This window comes from Ferrimicrobium sp. (genome assembly GCF_027364955.1).
GTDB lineage: Bacteria > Actinomycetota > Acidimicrobiia > Acidimicrobiales > Acidimicrobiaceae > Ferrimicrobium.
Map to the genome: position 1 here is coordinate 12,697 of NZ_DAHXOI010000002.1, position 15,117 is coordinate 27,813.

Here is a 15,117-nt window from a genome sequence, read left to right on the forward strand (position 1 = left end):
TCCTCCTCTCCTAACATCCAACCTTCGTACGAAGTAGCGCTTTTAATTGTAGTCGTTTGGACTGTCACGAACTCTAAAACCATCACCGCTTCACCAGAATTCCATTATCTGTCCGTCCATCATCTTGCCGATCCTTCAGGAAACTCCATCGACCAGTACTCCCTGGCGTCGGAGCGCATCCATCTCTACGGTGGATAGCTCTCCAAGAGGGTCATAAAGGCCGAGGAGATCTCCAGTAGCGCGGAGCTCGATCAGCACCGCCTCTCTAGGTACTTCGTTGACGAAGTCCTCCCGGGATGCGATGCCATACATCCCCTCGCCAACGAGCAATACTCGTGACGCCCCCTCGTCGAGGACACCAGCGATATCAGCAGCGAGACGAGGCCGAAGATCCATGCGTACCCACACCTCGCGCCCTTGCGCCGACAGAACCCGTGCCACAAGGGCAGCGAGCTGACTCCGTTCATGATGGCCGGGACCTCGGATTTCGAGCATTCAAGCACCTCCCCGAACCATGCGAAATAACTCCGCCTCCCCGGAAACGCCAGCTTGGCGCGCCGCCTGCCGCGCTCGCTCCGCCACCACGCGATCAAGCGCATCCTGATATCTCGCCAACTGCGCTCGATGCGCCCTCATGGCTGCAACCTTCTTCTCCACCAGTCCATCGATCGAGACCGATGTGTTAGGCTCCAGCGAGGCTGCCAATAGCACCTCGAGCTCCTCGACCGGATCCCCAGCCTCAGGGAAGTAAGCGCGCTGGCGGGCCGCCGGAAACACCGCATCGAGCACCGCCCAACCGAGTTGCCGATGATCTCGATGGTTGTAGTAGAGATCCCCAAAGAAAACTGCAGTCGGATCTCCGGTGAGCACCACTTCCGGGCGGAAACTTCTGATGAGCGTCACCAACCGACGGCGCAGTTCCAACGAGTTCTCAAGCTCTCCGTCCAAATAGGCGAGTTGAATGACATCGTTAACCCCAAGCAGTCTTCCTGCTTCGAGCAGTTCGCGCGTGCGTTCCTCCGAGAGTCGACCAGGATCACCGCCATCACCGCCTTTGTCCCCTTGGGTCGCCACCGCAAGGATAACATGACAACGCTCCGCAGCCCATCGAGCAAGGGTGCCGCCACAGGCGATCTCTGCATCGTCAGGATGGGCAAAGATAGCCAGCGCCGTGTGGGGAATTTTTGTATAGGTGTGCATTGCGGATCTAGCAGCTACAGACTCGCAACGATGCGACTGGCGGCGAGCTCAATCGCACGATCATCGAGATCGCGATGGGTGACAAGGCGTAGGTCACCAGCGGGTAGAACGTTACAGAGGACGCCTTGGCCGGCCAGGCGCTGTTGGCTCTGGGTCGGATCCTTGACCTTCACAAGTACGATATTGGTGGGCACGGATTGAACATCGGCAGTCGTGGCTGGCAATTGAGTGCTGATCAGCGAGGCTAGACGCTGGGCGCGTCGGTGGTCCTCCTCGAGGCGGGTCATGTGGTGGTCGAGCGCGTAGAGGCCGCCGGCCGCCATGATACCCGCTTGACGAAGGCGTCCGCCGAGTCGCGCACGCTCCACTCGAGCACGGCTGATGAGCGCAGCCGAACCGGACAGAACCGAGCCCATCGGAGCTGCCAACCCCTTTGACAGGCAGGTACTCACCGCAACGGATCCCTGACAGAGAAGCGCTGGTGTGACATCGAGAGCAACCGCTGCATTCCACAGACGTGCGCCATCGATGTACACCGGGGTGCCGTCAGCGGCTGCAAAGAGCATCGTTAGTGCATCCCCATCGATCGGCGTTCCACCACTTGGCATATGGGTGTTCTCGATGGCAATGAGACGGATCGGATTCTGTAGACGACGATACTGGCGTACAAGATCAGCGACCTGTGATGGGTCAGGATACCCCATTCCATCGTCCACCGTGAGCAACTGAATACTCGCATTCTTGGCTGAGGCCCCCGCCTCAAACTGCAAGAGGTGCGCACGAGCTGCTACGATGACGGGATCACCCGGTTGGACCAGCGTGCGCAGCGCGACCTGGTTGCCCATGGTGCCGGAGGCGACAAAGAGGCCAGCTTCAAAGCCAGTCAGTTCAGCGACCCGACGCTCCAGTGCGGCAACGCTTGGATCCTCCCCATAGCCGTCATCACCCACCTCAGCCTCCATCATGAACGCTCGCATCGCCGTCGAAGGCTTGGTAACGGTATCAGAGCGGAGGTCGATCACTTCCATCTCTCTCACTTTAGGGCCTCCGGTCCCTACCAAGGTGACCTACACACTAACTTGGAGGGGTGAACCACGAACTCTTGCCCACTGCCCTCGATGCCCTTGCCAAGGCTCGCGCATCCCTGCCACAGCAATCCCGTCAGGTCATTGATACCAAATCCTCTAACACCGATCCCGTCACCGCGGCCGATCGAGCCCTCGAACGAGCCATCCGTGACACCATCGCCGAGCAACGTCCCAACGATACCTTTATCGGCGAGGAGTACGGCACCACCGATCATGCGGCTGGCACCACCCGTTGGATTGTCGACCCGATCGATGGAACCGTCAACTACAGCTACTCGATCCCCTCCTATGCAATCTCCATCGCGGCGGAGGTCAATGGCCAGGTTGAGGTCGGACTCGTCTTTGATGTCGGTCACAACGAACTCTTTCAAGCCGTCCGGGGCCAGGGAGCCACCTGCAACGGCATACCCCTGCAGGCGAGTCAAGAGACCGAATTAGCCAAGGCGCTTTGTGGCACTGGCTTTGGCTACAGCGCCGCAACTCGCAAACTCCAGGCGCAGATCCTACACGATGTCATCGACGAGATACGCGACATTCGGCGCTTTGGAGCTGCAGCCATCGACATCTGCTGGACAGGTGCAGGTAGAGTCGATGGGTACTTCGAGACAGGGCTAAAGGTTTGGGACTATGCAGCTGCGTCGCTCGTCGCCACCGAGGCAGGAGCCAGATTCGCAACCGATCTGCCGGGGATTGGCGATGATGGGCTTACCGTTGCCGCAGGATCGGGTCTTTTTGACGCTCTCGCCGATCGCATCGTCACGCTCTACCAAGGGCTAGCACGCTGAGGCTAACGGGTCAACGGCCTGGCCTCGAGGGACTAAAACGGACGCGCGAGCTATTCGCTCACAGCCCCCTGCGCAAATTGGGATCCAACTGATCCTTTGTTGCCGACATCACCACCTCAGCTCCGCGTCACCAAAGCAACCAACCCCACTGGAACGCAGGGTTACAGCATGCCGGTAGGTAACAGCGAGAAGTAAGCGCTCCGGGGCCAACCCAACGCGTGAGCACCCAGAAGGCCCCTCAGATCACTTTTGGACATCGACCTCAAAGTGCTTCTTCAGGTTGGCCAACGTATTGACCATGGCGGTGAGGTTGCGGCTAGGGACGCCGGTAAGTTCATAGACCAAGCGCAAAGGAGCCTTATCCCACTCAAAGGACTCTGTCACCTTTGTAGAACCATCACCAAGCTCCCGTAGCTGATACCGCCAAATATGTCGCCCCGAATGGCGCCAAGCGATCTCCGAATTCTCTGCAAAGGTCACGACCGTATTGGTGATGGTGTAGGGCACAAACATATGCATCTTCATACGAAACTTCGCGCCGGGATAGAGTCGCTCCGGCCCAACGAGGGCTTGGCGGACCGTATCTGACCCATCGACCGAGACATGATTCGCTGGTCGAGCGAGATAGTCAAAAATCTCCTCTGCCGGAGCGTGAATCGTTATTTCCGTACTTTTGACTCGATTCACTCGCGTCCTCCTTCATCCTCTTTCTTTCGCAACGTAAAACTCCGATCATCAATTTCCAAAACCTCGCGCCGAAAATCATCGACCCCATCGAAGTTCTTGTACACGCTAGCAAAGCGGAGGTAGCCGACCTCGTCTAACGTACGCAGTTGCTCTAGTATCCGCAGACCAATCTCCGTGGAGGTGACCTCGGCGAGGGATCGAAGTTGTTCCTCGAGGTCGACGACGATCCGATCGACCTCCGCAGGGGCCACCGGTCGATTCTTCAATGCGGCTAGCATGCCGCGAACAATCTTCTCGCGATCGAACTCCTCGTGTTCGCCAGTACGTTTGACCACCATGGTCTTCGCGCCGGCATAACGTTCAAAGGTCGTGAATCGTCGTGCACAGCTACCACATTCACGGCGACGACGAATCGCCTCACCATCTTCCACCACACGAGACTCAATGACTCGCGTGTCATCTGCATTGCAATAGGGGCATCGCACCTAATTCGGTTTCCTTTACTGGGGCTACGATGCCTAGCATAACCGCCAACGTGATAGTACGGCTGGTGGTAAACATATGTACGAGAACCTCTGCTATACTAGTGACAACGAAAGGGGTCTCGCCGTGCCAAGAACCAACAACGATGTGAGAACCGAAATCGTAAATTTCCTGAAAGAAACCCTCGACCAGCGTGGCTACCCACCCTCGATTCGAGAGATCGGCGTTCATGTTGGACTCTCATCCCCTGCCTCCGTACAGCATCATCTCCGGCGACTTGAATCCGATGGTCTGATTCATCGCGACCCTACCCGCTCGCGGGCGATCTCGCTTGCCAACGAACCGCCTCGAGCCATCGAGCTACCGCTCCTGGCTGATGTCGGCGCGGGTTACTCGGTAGTAGCCGAGGCAACGACCACCGAGACGCTTGCGGTCCCAGCATCGATGATCGGGAGCGGTGATCACTTTGCCCTACGGGTCCGCGGTGATTCCATGGTCGACATCGGGATCTTTGACGGTGATTACGCGATCGTACACCAGCAAGCCGACGCCCACGACGGTGAGATCGTGATCGCGACAATCGATGATCAATTCGGGACGATCAAGGTGTTGCGCAAGGTGGGCAATCGCGTGTTGCTAGAGGCTCGCAATCGGCGGGACCCAAACCTACAGATCCCAACGGAGATCACCAACCGAGGGCGAGTCCAAGGAAAGGTGATCGCCATCTGGCGTACCCTCTAATCCCAGGGGCAGATCATCAGCGACACCGGCACCAAGACCATACCGCTGCACGCTACGTCGGCTCTCCCTGATCAGCCGGGCCTGATTGGTTTAGCCTGCTTGGCTCAAGATCCATCCAGTTAGCGTCTCCAACGTCGACGCTAACGCTGACTTGGCCAATCGTTCATGTCCACTGTGCGCCAGGAGCGGTTCCCCTGGTCCATAGTTCACCGAAGGAAGGCCGAGGGATGCGAGAAAACTCACATCTGTCCAACCAAGTTTCGCTTTGGGCTGGCCAGCAGCATCGATCAGCCCCTCAAAGCCACTAGATACGGGCCTGGCTCCGTCCGCGCCATCCTCAAGGATAACGATATCGTTCTCACCGAGCACCGGCTTGAACCACGCGAGGAGTCGTGCCTGGGCCTCGGCAGTGGTGAGATCCGGCGCAAAACGGTAGTTGAACCATACTTTTGCCTCATCGGGCACCACGTTGTTGGCGACGAAACTCTCCACACGTACTGGTGATAATGACTCTTGGAAGCTCACTCCGGCAAGGACAGGACTCCGTCGTTCAAACTCCTGTGCCCGGTCCAGAACCACTCCCAGACGGTCAATCGCGTTCTGACCCATCCACGGTCGAGAGGTGTGTGCACGCGCACCCATCAGCTCAAAACGCATTCTCAGAGTGCCTTGGCATCCAAGTTCCACGACTCCATCGGTGGGCTCCAGCAAGACGGCAAGATCGTGATCAGCCACCATCGCCTCCCAGGAGGGACCGAGGGAGTGCAGACCGTTCTGGTCGAAGGCCACCTCCTCGCAGGGGTAAAACACCAGCGTCAGCGCGCCGGCATACTCCTGATCAGCAAGGGCTAGCATCACCGCCAAACCACCCTTCATATCACAGGAACCCAGGCCGTAGAACGCCTCGTCGTCCTCATCAATCCGCGGATCGCCAGGGACAGTGTCGAGATGTCCACAGAGAAGGATCCTCGCCCCGACCCTCCCATCGCGATGAGCGATGATCGTGTCACCGACCCGATCCAGTCGCCAGTTTGCCTTACTACTCAGCTGCGCCGCCACGTAATCGGCGATCGCCTTCTCCTCCCCCGAGACCGAGGGGATTGCCAGCAGGTCTCGAGCGTACGTGATCAGGAGGTCACTCACAGACCCGCACCGTGATCTCGCAGAATCGCGTTGAGTTCTGTCTTCTCGTGACGCCGCCCGGGGTCAAGCCGAGAAATGATCAGAATGCAGCTCATGCCGAAGGTCGCTCCCGCACTCTCACGCAGTCTCGTCCCTGTCACCGCAACCGACCACGGGGGAATCACTCCCCGTTCAAGCTCCTGGCCGGTGGCGAGATCAAAAATCGGGATCGTAGGAGTTACGATTGTCCCAGCGCCAATCACGGCACCCTCCCCCACGCGCGCACCCTCCACCACCATGGCACGAGAGCCCACAAAGGCATCATCACCGACAATGACCGGTATCGCTTGAGGGGGTTCAAGCACGCCACCGATGCCGACCCCCCCTGATAAGTGGACACGTTCGCCAATCTGGGCACAGGAGCCGACAGTAGCCCATGTGTCTACCATCGTCTCAGCTCCAACCCAAGCACCGATATTGACATAGCTCGGCATGAGGGTGACCCCTGGGCCGAGGTAGGATCCAAAGCGCGCCGAAGCCCCGGGGACGACACGCACACCTGCTTTGGCGTAATCGCGCTTCAGCGGCAGTCGATCCACAAACTCAAAAGGGCCAACCGTATGCGTCGATAGTCCACGCAGGCGGAAGGAGAGCAGGATCGCCTTCTTCAGCCACTCGTGAACGATGACCGTCCCAGTGGACTCGTCGAACTCTGCAACACGTAACCTGCCTTGGTCGAGTTCGGTAAGTACTTCAAACACCTGTCGCCTGGCATGCACGTCATCGGGTGACAGAGAGTTACGCCGCTCATAGAGCGTCTCGATCTCAGCAGAAACAACCATACCGGTCTAACCTACCCGGGTCACCCGAGCCGCGACGCTAATGTCTCCATCTGTTTGGTAGATATCGTCATGGAGACGCGTAGAAAACGAGCATCACCATAGTCGGCACCCGGCGCCGTGACCAATCCAAACTTTCTGGCCAGCATCACACCGAGTGTTGCTCCATCTTGATTGAACTCCTCAGGCGCGCGTACCCAAAGATAGATCCCGCCTTCGGGAAGCCGCACCGGAACACCAAGCAGGTTTTCCAGCCAGCCAGAGAGCAAACGAAGCCGTTCTGCGTACCGACGACGCTGCTCCACGACATGCTCTCGATCACCCAGGACTCCAGCCGCGACCGCCTGTACCGGACCTGGAGGCATGAATCCAAGTTCGCGTCTCGCAAAGGCGATCTCCTGGACGAGATCGCCATCACCAGCGTACATACCGATGCGAAGCCCAGCAAGATTTGAACGCTTTGACAACGAATAGAGCGCGAGGTGTCCCGAAGAGCCGAATCCGAGCAACGACTCAGGTTCGCGAGTCCAACCGAAATCGTGATAACACTCGTCGGAGGCGATGATCACACCATGTCGCTCTCCAAAGCGCGCCACCGGGGCAAGACTCTCGATCATCCCGGTCGGATTGTTTGGCGAATTGACCCAGAGCAGCAATGCCCGTCTTGCGACCTCCTCCGGAATCGCATCGAGATCCAGCGTTCCGTCCGTCTTCGCCGGCACACGGTAGGCCTCGAGTCCCGCCCACTTGGCACCCACCGCATAACTCGGATAGGCGATCGGTGGGATCAGTACGACGTCACGATCTGGGCGCCCCCTGGCGAGGAGCAGCGGCAAGGAGGAGATAAATTCCTTCGATCCGATCGTAGCGCCCACTTGATGGGCGTCGAGATCCACGCCGACTTCACTGGTCAGCCAGCCCAAGACCGCCTCTTTGAATGCAGTCGACCCATCAGATCGCGGATAGTGTCGCTCGGTTCCTGAAGAAGCGAGCAGTCGCGGAACGACCGCCGGCGGAGGATCGACGGGTGAACCAACGGCAGCGTCGACCACCTCAAGCCCACTCTCGTAGGCGATCTCGCGTAGCATCGCGACTGTCGGACTCCCAGTTGTTGCAAACTCCTTCACGGCCCCACCTTAACCGTCACCACACACAAATGTCTCTCCAAGACCTCATTGAATCTCACCATTGGCCGTCCGAATCGTTGGCAGCCTCTTTCCGAAGGCCGTCAATGGCACCATCACTGGCACCACCATCGGCACCATCAATATGACGGTGCAGGAGTGCACGTGCTGCATCATCAGCTCGCACCTTCAGCTCGACATAGCCATCGAGACTCTCCTCCGAAAGCACCTCAGCCTCTCGATGGATCTCTGCAAGAATGTCACCCCGATCAAAGGGGACGCGAAAGATCTCGACCCGGTTCAGCGCCCGCAGACGGTCTCCAATCACCCCGAGCAGTTCGGCAATGCCCTCTCCAGACGCGACCGAGATGGGAAATCCAGCTGGCAGATCGCTCGTGGCATACCCGAGGTCGATCTTGTTCAACACCACCAGTTCGGGTACCTGGTTAGCTCCGATCTCGGCCAAGGTCGCCCGCACCTCACGCATCTGGTCCAGTGCGTGCGCACTTGATGCATCAACGACATGGATCAGAAGGTCAGCCTCTGCCACCGCATCGAGGGTTGATCGGAAGGCTTCGATTAACTGGTGCGGGAGCTTGCGAATGAATCCAACGGTATCGGCGAGGAGGATCGTCTCTCCCCCTGGAAGCTTCAAACGTCTGGTCCGAGGGTCGAGCGTCGCAAAAAGACGATCTTCGACCACGACATCGGCACCGGTGAGCGCGTTGAGTAGGGATGACTTGCCCACGTTGGTGTAGCCAACCAACGCCACCTGTAAGTTACGACCGTAGAGCCGCGACTTGCGTTGCAGCCGCCGCTGTCGTTCAAGTGCCGCTAACTCACGACGCAGCTGACCGATGCGCTCCTGGATACGTCGACGATCTTCCTCGAGCTTTGTCTCACCAGGACCCCGTGTGCCAATACGCCCCACCTGCTGAGAGAGGTTCGTTCGTCGACCTACCAACCGAGGTAATCGGTAGCGCAATAACGCCAGCTCGACCTGCGCCTTACCCTCTTGACTCCTCGCATTTTGAGCGAAAACATCGAGAATCACGGCGGTACGGTCGATGGCTGTCCGGCCTAAAACCTTCTCAAGGTTGCGCTGCTGTCCAGGGGTCAGCTCATCATCAAAGACCACCGTATCGACATCGAAGCTCTCGGAAAGCGCTGCTAACTCGTCAACCTTACCTTTGCCGATATAGGTTGCCGGATCGGGCCGTTCGCGAACCTGTATCTCTCGATGCACCACCAGTGCTCCGGCGGTGTCGACCAGACTGGCGAGCTCGTCGAGCTGGTCGTTGACCATCTGCCGCTCTCGGCCACTCGCCGCCACCCCGACAAGTAGTATGCGTTCCTGAAAGCTCCGTTCAATGAGAGTCATGAGGAGAACAACCACCGAGCCGGGGTAATATCAGCGATCAGCAGTGACGGGCCCCGCAGCCACACCTCCGGGTCGGCCTGACCGGCACCGGCTGGCTCGTCGAGATCGGCAGCTGCGCGCAATCGTGCCGGCGCACCATGCTCGTCGCCGTTATCGGTGGCGAGTGCGTTCGTCGATGACGACCCAAAGTGGACGGCAAGCTCACCTCCCGGGTTCTCAACGACCGCCCGCTCTCGAATCCATCCAAGATGGCGAGCCACCCAGGCGGCCGCCACCGAACCAGTTCCACACGCCATCGTCGGTCCGACACCACGCTCAAAAACCCTCATCACGCAGCCGTCCTCACTGCGCACAATCCACTCCACGTTGATACCATCGGTCGCAAGCGCAAGCCCCTGATACTTGGCGCCTTCGGCGGCGATATCGAGGCCCTCGAGCTCGGCGAGTCCACCCATCACGATCACCCGATGAGGGTTCCCAACATCGACAAGAAAGCTCCCGTCAGGCTCGATAGTCATCTCCACCACACCCATGGTCGTCTCGCCAAGCCATGCCCAGTTACCCTGCTCGACAAGACGATAGTGGCGAAGCCCTGCGTCGGTCATGATCGAGAGTGCGGGTCCCAATCCATGTCGTTCCACAAGGTAATGACCGAGACAGCGCAGGCCATTCCCACTCATCTCAGCGCGCGATCCATCTTGGTTATAGAGGTGCATCCTTGGCTGAGCCCCTTTAGCTACCTCAACGAGGATCAGTCCGTCGGCACCCACCCCATGGCTTCGATCGAGCAACGCCGAGATCATGACGCTATCAGGGAGCTGACTCGGCATCTCCCCAATCAGAAAGTCATTACCTGCTCCTGTATATTTCACTACTTGCAACTCGCCATCTCTCCTCTCTACAATCTGTGGCCGGAACACCCCTCGGAGTGTTTCCCCCTCCCCAATGCTGTTATCCTGAGCGCGCGCCGGCTCCACTCGCTGCACATTGCGGCCACCGTATGGCTCTCCTGCCGTTGGGGCGGCACAAGCTGGATCGATCTCCCCCAAACCATTCTCGATCCGACTCTCTTCGGCCAATCCCTCTTCTGCAGGACCCTCTTCGACTGGGCCCTCTTCGAACAGCCCAGCAACCCTTCGAGTGCCATCGATTGCGTCTGGGTTCCAATGTCCGCTCACTATCTGGTCGAGAAGCCGATCAGCCTGGTCTAATCCTTCGTCGATGCTAGAGACCCACACGATCCGAGGATCTCGTCGGAGCCAACTCAACTGACGCTTGACAAGGCGGCGGGTTCGTCGCGCGATGAGCTCAATCGCCTCATCAAGGGAGGACTTGCCTGCGAGGTAGTCGCCGAGCTCGGTGACACCGATCGCGACACGCGCTGTTCGTGATGGGTCCATGGCGAGCACCCGTGCTATCTCATCAACCCATCCACGGGCGATCTGTTGCTCGATGCGCAGCGAGATTCGGCAGGCAAGCACCTCTGGTTCAAGCGCGAGTCCAATCTGTGGGTAGCGTTGAGGACCGTCGACACCCAACCGGTCACCAGCTACCGACTCAGCTCCGCCGCTGGCGAGCGCTACCTCGAGCGCTCGCAGGAGACGCCGACGATTACGGGGGTCGACCAACTCCCCAGCTCGTGGGTCGAGTTGGGCGAGAAGATGATAGGCAGATTGGTCGTCAGCGTCGTCACGTAGACGAGTCTCCAACCAACCCCGCAGGCCAGGGGCCCCTTTGGGCGGGGTGAAACCATTCACTACCGCGCGGATCCAGAGTGCCGTTCCTCCCACAAACAGGGGTCGTTGGCCCGCTTCGCTGAGTCGACACAGTTCACGATCAAGGTCCTGAAGGAACTGACCGAGCGAGTACTCCTTATCAACAGGCACATGCGCTACACATCGATAGCCGAGTTCCGCGATGGCCGTCGGTTCCGGCATCGCCGTGGTGATGGGTAGAGCCTCATAGACCGTCAGCGCATCCACAGCGATCGGCACAAGATCACGCCGTCTATGGGCAAGCGTATGGGCAAACTCGGTCTTGCCCGACGCCGTCGGCCCTACGACCGCCACACCCGTTAACTTTCGCGTTCGTCCTCCCTCACCAGCCCAATCGATCATGCACCTACCCCGTCCAGCCTAGCCACTAGGATGGAGGCAACGACGAAGACCCGATCCCGTAGCTCAATCCGTGCATCCCATCCGCTGCAATGGTGCATTGATACCAAGGTGTGTTGATACCAAGGTGCATTGACACCAAGGGGAGAGACTATTGAGATCGCTGGCCCTGGAAGGAATCTATGCAACTCAAGCCCGGAACAAGTTGGGAAGAACTCTACGCGCAGGCAGCTGCGATCGCCCCACAGGCCTTTACGAAATCAGGGGTAGCAAACTATTGGGGTGGTCAATGGAGGGAGGAAGGTGAGGTTCACCCTGCCACCACCCCCATCGACCAGACACGCATTCACGGCCCCCTTCTCCTCGAGACCCATCAGGCGGCCGCCGCTCTCGATAGCTGCGTCGCCGAGCACTTCCAGTGGATCAAGGTTCCACTAGCCGAGCGCAAGGCCCGGACAGAACGCGCCATCGCCAAGATCGTCCAACATCGCGAGCTCCTCGCACTCCTCCTCACCTGGGAGATCGGAAAACCCTATCGTCAAGCACTGGTCTCGGTCGATCGGACTACCTCAGGCGTCGAGTGGTATCTCGCTGAGATCGACCGCATGCTTGACGGACGTGGCCCGCTACCTGGCCCAGTCTCCAACATTGCCTCATGGAACTACCCTTTGTCAGTACTCGCACACGCCCTCTATGTCCAGATGCTCTCGGGCAATGCCGTCATCGCAAAGGCACCAACCGATGGCGGCGTCGTAGCACTCACGCTTGCCATGTCCTTCGCCATCGAGGAGGGTCTGCCTGTTACTCTCGTCAGTGGCCTAGGCGGTAAGCTCTCTTCTGTGCTGGTACGCTCACCCGAGATCGGCGCACTCGCCTTCGTCGGTGGGCGAGATACTGGTGGCAAGATCGCCTCTGACCTGGTTCGGACCGACAAGCGCCACATGCTTGAGCAGGAAGGACTCAACGCCTGGGGAATCTGGAACTTCTCCCAGTGGGATGTACTCGCCCCAATGATCAAAAAGGGCTTTGAGTACGCCAAGCAACGATGCACCGCCTATCCTCGCTACGTCATCCAGCGACAGCTCTTTGACGACTTCCTCGCGATGTATATCCCCGTCGTCTCCTCACTTACCGTCGGCCACCCACTCGCGGTCGCCGATCCCAACGACCCGATTCCCGATGTGGACTTTGGGCCCGTGATCAACGCCGCCAAGGCGGCCGACCTACGGGCTAACATCGATGATGCGATCGATCGTGGAGGCGTGCCCATCTATCGTGGCAAGCTTGATCCAGGGCGCTTCATCGAAGGCCAAGACTTGAGCGCCTACGTGGCTCCCGTCGCTATTCTTGATCCTCCACGCTCATCACCTCTTTACCATGCCGAGCCATTTGGACCAGTTGATACCTTGGTCATCGTCGACACGACCGCTGAACTCCTCGCCAAGATGAACGTATCCAACGGCGCCCTCGTCTCATCGATTGCCAGTGACGACCTCGAACTGGCGGGAACTCTCGCCGCGGAGGTCAATGCCTTCAAGGTGGGCATCAATCAACCCAAGTCTCGAGGGGATAAAGAGGAGCCCTTTGGAGGACGGGGAGCCTCGTGGAAGGGTGCCTTTGTCGGAGGTGAGTATCTGGTGCAGGCTGTCACCGAGGGGCCACCTGAGTCCCGCCTCTATGGCAACTTCCCGGAGTATCAACGGTATCCTGACCTAACGTGATCCGGCTGGCACGCCTCCGCCTCTACCCAGTTACTCTCGACCTGGTGGCTCCCTTCAGGTCAGCCGAGGGCATCCAACAAGCGAAGCGTACCTACCTGCTTGAACTGCTCTCCGATGAAGGCATGAGTGGCTGGTCTGAGATCAGTGCGCAAAATGATCCAAGCTACTGGCCAGAGACGGTCACCACCTGCCTTGAGATCATCGAACACCACTTGGTTCCCCTTCTGGCTAGCAAGTTCTCCTCACCCTTTGAGATCGCCGCCAGGATGACATCGGTCAAAGGCAATCAGATGGCTCGGGCAAGTGTCGAGATGGCCTTCTTCGATCTCTGGGCACGGTATGAGGGTATGAGCCTCTCCGAACTCCTCGGCATTCCGACCGACGGCACTCGCGTACCCGCCGGCGTCACACTATCGCTCAGCACCGACATCGAGGCTCTCGTTGGAGAACTCACCGATCTCCGGCAACAAGGGTACCGCTTCTTCAAAGCCAAAGTCGCACCCAATGCCGATTCGGCCATCCTCGAACTGGCGACGACCTCCTTCCGCATGGAGCAGTTAGTTCTCGATGCCAACGGGAGCTATGCGGGCACGGGTGAAACCCAACTCGACCGCATCGACACCACCGGGGTCGCGCTCATCGAGCAACCGCTCTCGGAGCGGGATTTTGTCGGTCATGCGGAGCTCGCCAAGCGACTGACCACCCCGATCGGACTTGATGAAACGATCAGCGGTGTCGACGACATCATCACCGCACTACGACTTGGGATGGCGCCTACGATCAATCTCAAACCGAGCCGCGTCGGTGGATACGTGGAGTCACTCAAGATCATCGACCGCTGTCAACACGAGGGATTGCACCTCAGAATCGGTGGCATGCTCGAGACCGGCATCGGTCGGGCCCACAATCTCGCCCTCGCGTCACACCCTGCCTTCGACCGTGTTGGCGACCTCGCCGCCAGCGATCACTATTTTGTGCGTGACATCACCAAGCCCTTTGTTCTCTCCGACGACGGGAGCATCGAGTGTCCCAGGGGGATAGGTCTTGGAAGGACACCAGATCCCACCTGGCTCCTGGATGCACCCTTCTTAGAGCTACGCGTCAACTAGGCGGGCGCAAGATCTCGCGGCACTGGCATACGTATTCGTCTCGGACGTATTCACACGACCTCCACACCACGGACTTGCCCGCCTTGGAGCGTAGGCTGCACTGGCAGGATCAGAATGGGCAGGATCAGAATGGGCAGGATCAGAATGGGCAGGATCAGAATCGAGCAGTCCACAGTGGCCCCACGGGCTCGTTAGCCGACTTGCCCGTCCTGGTCCATTAGGAGCGGCGGAATCACTCCGTTGATCAAACGCGCCAGCTCAAGGTCGCGGTCGGTGACCGCACCGACATCGTGACTGAAGAGTTCGACCACAAGACTTCGAAACTCCACGATGAGCGTCGGATGATGATCACGCCAGATCGCCAACAACGAGACCGCCAAGCTCGCGACGACGACTTTCCAGTAGTCATCAAGTTCAATGCGACGAACAAGCTTCGCCCCTTCAACGCTCCACCCTCTAGGAATGTGCTCCACGTTACCGAGGCTAGTCGATCTCACGAAGCACAGGAAGGTACGCACCGCGGCACCCAAGTGCCTACTCCTTAGATCACTCCTGCAAGATCACGCCCCCATCGCGCATCGCGTGGGCTCGTGCAGTTGCTGGAGGAAAGTGTCACGATCGCAACGATCAAGTACCGCCAGAGGACTGCGTAGACGACATTGCGTGTCCGATGCTGGGCCACCCTTCTCGCCTCAATAGCGCCAACGGGATTCATGGCCACGC

16 protein-coding genes are annotated in these 15,117 nt (G+C 58.9%); 4 read left to right on the forward strand and 12 right to left on the reverse strand.

The genetic code is table 11. The annotated features are described in order from the left end of the window. Positions 1 to 135: 135 nt before the first annotated feature. Genes M7Q83_RS01825 through M7Q83_RS01835 form a run of 3 tightly spaced genes read right to left on the reverse strand, consistent with a single transcriptional unit; the run spans position 136 to position 2,228 of the window. A complete protein-coding gene (locus M7Q83_RS01825; RefSeq protein ID WP_298334774.1) occupies positions 136 to 495 on the reverse strand; it encodes a hypothetical protein in 360 nt (119 codons plus the stop codon). After that, positions 496 to 1,200 carry a PIG-L deacetylase family protein gene (locus M7Q83_RS01830; RefSeq protein ID WP_298334776.1) on the reverse strand — a complete coding sequence of 235 codons (705 nt, stop codon included), beginning with the start codon at positions 1,198 to 1,200 and terminating at the stop codon, positions 496 to 498. A gap of 14 nt (positions 1,201 to 1,214) precedes the next feature. Continuing rightward, complete coding sequence (locus M7Q83_RS01835; RefSeq protein ID WP_298335161.1) at positions 1,215 to 2,228, reverse strand: threonine aldolase family protein; 1,014 nt, start codon at positions 2,226 to 2,228, stop codon at positions 1,215 to 1,217. A gap of 59 nt (positions 2,229 to 2,287) precedes the next feature. Between M7Q83_RS01835 and M7Q83_RS01840 the strand changes: the two genes are divergently transcribed. Further along, positions 2,288 to 3,073, forward strand: a complete 786-nt coding sequence (locus tag M7Q83_RS01840) for an inositol monophosphatase family protein (RefSeq protein WP_298334778.1) — start codon at positions 2,288 to 2,290, stop codon at positions 3,071 to 3,073. 243 nt (positions 3,074 to 3,316) lie between these two features. Here the strand turns inward: M7Q83_RS01840 and M7Q83_RS01845 are convergent, their stop codons facing one another. Both M7Q83_RS01845 and nrdR read right to left on the reverse strand, forming a co-directional pair. Beyond that, on the reverse strand, positions 3,317 to 3,760 hold the full coding sequence (locus M7Q83_RS01845; protein WP_298334780.1) for an SRPBCC family protein: 444 nt from the start codon (positions 3,758 to 3,760) through the stop codon (positions 3,317 to 3,319). Continuing rightward, positions 3,757 to 4,245, reverse strand: coding sequence for a transcriptional regulator NrdR (gene nrdR, locus M7Q83_RS01850; protein WP_298334782.1), 489 nt, complete (start codon positions 4,243 to 4,245; stop codon positions 3,757 to 3,759). Before nrdR ends, M7Q83_RS01845 begins: the two co-directional genes overlap by 4 nt. Before the next feature lie 124 nt (positions 4,246 to 4,369). On the opposite strand from nrdR, the gene lexA reads away from it, so the two are divergent. Beyond that, complete coding sequence (gene lexA, locus M7Q83_RS01855; RefSeq protein ID WP_298334784.1) at positions 4,370 to 4,984, forward strand: transcriptional repressor LexA; 615 nt, start codon at positions 4,370 to 4,372, stop codon at positions 4,982 to 4,984. 90 nt (positions 4,985 to 5,074) lie between these two features. Here the strand turns inward: lexA and dapE are convergent, their stop codons facing one another. From dapE to miaA, 5 genes are read right to left on the reverse strand one after another with little or no spacing between them, the layout of a single operon-like run. Next, on the reverse strand, positions 5,075 to 6,127 hold the full coding sequence (dapE, locus tag M7Q83_RS01860) for a succinyl-diaminopimelate desuccinylase (RefSeq protein WP_298334786.1): 1,053 nt from the start codon (positions 6,125 to 6,127) through the stop codon (positions 5,075 to 5,077). Next, on the reverse strand, positions 6,124 to 6,948 hold the full coding sequence (locus tag M7Q83_RS01865) for a 2,3,4,5-tetrahydropyridine-2,6-dicarboxylate N-succinyltransferase (RefSeq protein WP_298334788.1): 825 nt from the start codon (positions 6,946 to 6,948) through the stop codon (positions 6,124 to 6,126). The genes dapE and M7Q83_RS01865 overlap by 4 nt, the downstream gene beginning before the upstream one ends. Positions 6,949 to 6,968: 20 nt before the next feature. Then, positions 6,969 to 8,072: an aminotransferase class I/II-fold pyridoxal phosphate-dependent enzyme gene (locus M7Q83_RS01870; protein WP_298334790.1), complete on the reverse strand. Its 1,104-nt coding sequence runs from the start codon at positions 8,070 to 8,072 to the stop codon at positions 6,969 to 6,971. 55 nt (positions 8,073 to 8,127) lie between these two features. Further along, positions 8,128 to 9,450 carry a GTPase HflX gene (gene hflX, locus M7Q83_RS01875; protein WP_298334792.1) on the reverse strand — a complete coding sequence of 441 codons (1,323 nt, stop codon included), beginning with the start codon at positions 9,448 to 9,450 and terminating at the stop codon, positions 8,128 to 8,130. Next, positions 9,447 to 11,567, reverse strand: a complete 2,121-nt coding sequence (gene miaA / locus M7Q83_RS01880; RefSeq protein WP_298334794.1) for a tRNA (adenosine(37)-N6)-dimethylallyltransferase MiaA — start codon at positions 11,565 to 11,567, stop codon at positions 9,447 to 9,449. Before miaA ends, hflX begins: the two co-directional genes overlap by 4 nt. A 179-nt stretch (positions 11,568 to 11,746) precedes the next feature. Between miaA and M7Q83_RS01885 the strand changes: the two genes are divergently transcribed. Beyond that, entirely contained in the window at positions 11,747 to 13,285 is a 1,539-nt protein-coding gene (locus tag M7Q83_RS01885) for an aldehyde dehydrogenase family protein (protein WP_298334796.1), read from the forward strand. Then, positions 13,282 to 14,394 (forward strand): o-succinylbenzoate synthase, encoded by a 1,113-nt coding sequence (menC, locus tag M7Q83_RS01890; RefSeq protein WP_298334798.1) that lies wholly within the window; start codon positions 13,282 to 13,284, stop codon positions 14,392 to 14,394. The genes M7Q83_RS01885 and menC overlap by 4 nt, the downstream gene beginning before the upstream one ends. Positions 14,395 to 14,585: 191 nt before the next feature. Here the strand turns inward: menC and M7Q83_RS01895 are convergent, their stop codons facing one another. Together M7Q83_RS01895 and M7Q83_RS01900 are read right to left on the reverse strand one after the other, a co-directional pair. Further along, a complete protein-coding gene (locus M7Q83_RS01895; protein WP_298334800.1) occupies positions 14,586 to 14,867 on the reverse strand; it encodes a 4a-hydroxytetrahydrobiopterin dehydratase in 282 nt (93 codons plus the stop codon). Positions 14,868 to 14,935: 68 nt separating this feature from the next. Then, a complete protein-coding gene (locus M7Q83_RS01900; protein ID WP_298334802.1) occupies positions 14,936 to 15,109 on the reverse strand; it encodes a hypothetical protein in 174 nt (57 codons plus the stop codon). Between the last annotated feature and the right edge of the window lie 8 nt (positions 15,110 to 15,117).